We start from the raw sequence: 2,086 nt of genomic DNA, 5'->3' as shown, positions 1-2,086 counted from the left end.
GCGGGTGACCTCGACCCAGAGCGGATCGAGGGGCGCCACCTCCTCCAGCGCGGTCATCTCGGCTTCAGCCTCCGGAACCCCAATCTTTCCGGCACCTTGCCCCGCGTCCGCCGCCCGTGCAAGCTTCCCGCCCTCCGGGATTTTCGCTGTGGAAAGGGGTCATGCGCGGCTATTTCGCGATTGGAGTCGAGGGCATCAGCAAGCCGATGAACCTGGGCAACCTGCTGCGCTCGGCCCATGCCTTCGGCGCCAGCTTCTTCTTCTCCATCGCGCCGGCCTTCAACGCCCGCGAGGTGAAGCTGAGCGATACCTCCGACGCGGCCAAGCACCTGCCGCTCTACACCTACGACAGCGTCGACCAGCTCGCCCTGCCCAAGGGCTGCGCCCTGGTCGGCATCGAGTTCACCGAGGAGGCCGTCGAGCTCCCCAGCTTCCGCCATCCCCAGGCGGCGGCCTACGTGCTGGGCCCGGAAAAGGGCGAGCTGTCGCCGGAACTGCTGGCGCGAGCCGACCACCTGGTGCGCATCCCCATGCGCTTCTGCGTCAACGTCGGGGTGGCCGGCGCCATCGTCATGTACGACCGCCTGCTGACCACCGGCCGCCACGCCCGCCGGCCAACCGGCTCGCGCGGCGACCCGGAGCCCCTGCCGGCCCATGTGCAGGGCGGCCGGGTGACCCGCTCCGGCTAGGCTGCGGTCCTCCTTACGCGCCCTTAACTTGCATCGGTGAGGCGAACCCGTTACAGGCTTGGACCGGACGGAGGCGCCCGAGTCGCCCAGGCAAGGGTGACGCGGCCGAGCTTCTACGACGAGCCAACTGCGGCGAAAAAGATGAGCAAACGACCCCTGATCGCGGCCCTCGCGGCCACCCTGGCCTGGCTTCTGCTGGCCGGGCCGGCGGCGGCCCAGGCCATCGAGCGCCTCTCCGACCACCGGGACTGGAGCGCCTTCCGCTACAAGCAGGACGGCGAAACCGTCTGCTACATGGCGAGCTCGCCCAAGAAGGCGGAGGGCGACTACACCAGCCGCGGCGACGTCTTCGCCCTGGTGACCCACCGCCCGGCCTCCAACCGCGTCGGCGAGGTCAGCATCGTCGCCGGCTATACCTACAAGGCGGACAGCACGGTGCGGGTGAAGATCGGCGCGCGGACCTGGGATCTCTTCACCGAGGGCGGCAACGCCTGGGCCCTCACCACCGAGGAGGACAAGGCCATCGTCAAGGCCATGCGCGCCGGCAGCAGCATGGTCGTGAAGGGCACCTCCTCGCGCGGCACCCTGACCACCGACACCTACTCCCTGCTCGGCTTCACCAAGGCCCACAGCGCCATCACCAAGGCCTGCGGGCTGTAGGCACAAAATTGGGGCTGGCTTGCGTGGCCTAGCGGCTGCCGCTAAGACAGCCCCATGAGCCGGATTGCCCATGCCGAACACTTCGCGCCGCCGCCCGACGCCCGGGACGGACGGGCGAACCTGGTCGGCCTGAGCCGGGAGGAGCTGGGCGCGGCCTTGGCCGAGCTGGGCGAGCCGGCCTTCCGGGCGCGCCAGCTCTGGAGCTGGATCTACCACCACGGCGCCACCGACTTCGACGCCATGACCTCCCTGGGCAAGGCGCTCCGGGCGCGGCTCGCCGAGAGCTTCCGGGTCGAGCGGCCGGCCATCGCCCGCGGCCAGGTCTCCCAGGACGGCACCCGCAAGTGGCTGCTACGCTTCCCCGACGGCCAGGAGGCCGAAAGCGTCCACATCCCAGAGGCGGCGCGCGGCACCCTCTGCGTCTCCAGCCAGGTCGGCTGCACGCTCACCTGCCGCTTCTGCCACACCGGCACCCAGCGCCTGGTGCGCAACCTCTCGCCGGCCGAGATCGTCGGCCAGGTCATGCTGGCCCGCGACGAGCTGGGGGACTGGCCCTCGCCGGCGCCCGAGCGGCAGCTCACCAACTTGGTCATGATGGGCATGGGCGAGCCGCTCTATAACTATGAGAATGTCGCGGCTGCGCTCAAGATCGTCTTGGATGGCGAGGGCTTTTCGCTGGCGCGCCGGCGGATCACCCTGTCCACGTCCGGGGTGGTGCCGATGATGCAGCGCTGCGG

3 protein-coding genes are annotated in these 2,086 nt (G+C 70.0%); all 3 read left to right on the top strand.

Features of this window, described 5'->3' with window-relative positions; genetic code table 11:
• The first annotated feature begins 161 nt into the window (after positions 1 to 161).
• Positions 162 to 689, top strand: coding sequence for an RNA methyltransferase (locus MJD61_18060; GenBank protein MCG8557169.1), 528 nt, complete (start codon positions 162 to 164; stop codon positions 687 to 689).
• 141 nt (positions 690 to 830) lie between these two features.
• On the top strand, positions 831 to 1,349 hold the full coding sequence (locus MJD61_18055; GenBank protein MCG8557168.1) for an invasion associated locus B family protein: 519 nt from the start codon (positions 831 to 833) through the stop codon (positions 1,347 to 1,349).
• 54 nt (positions 1,350 to 1,403) lie between these two features.
• On the top strand, positions 1,404 to 2,086 hold a 683-nt coding region (locus MJD61_18050; GenBank protein ID MCG8557167.1), incomplete at its 3' end, for a 23S rRNA (adenine(2503)-C(2))-methyltransferase RlmN.

The organism is Pseudomonadota bacterium (assembly GCA_022361155.1).
In the GTDB taxonomy this organism is placed as follows: domain Bacteria; phylum Myxococcota_A; class Polyangia; order Polyangiales; family JAKSBK01; genus JAKSBK01.
The sequence above is the reverse complement of the archived record's forward strand: the minus strand, read 5'-3'. Positions and strand labels throughout refer to the sequence as shown.

Bases quoted from the DNA above. Each gene is read 5' to 3' on its own strand.
- MJD61_18060 (MCG8557169.1), top strand. From the start codon at position 162: ATGCGCGGCTATTTCGCGATTGGAGTCGAGGGCATCAGCAAGCCGATG.
- MJD61_18055 (MCG8557168.1), top strand. From the start codon at position 831: ATGAGCAAACGACCCCTGATCGCGGCCCTCGCGGCCACCCTGGCCTGG.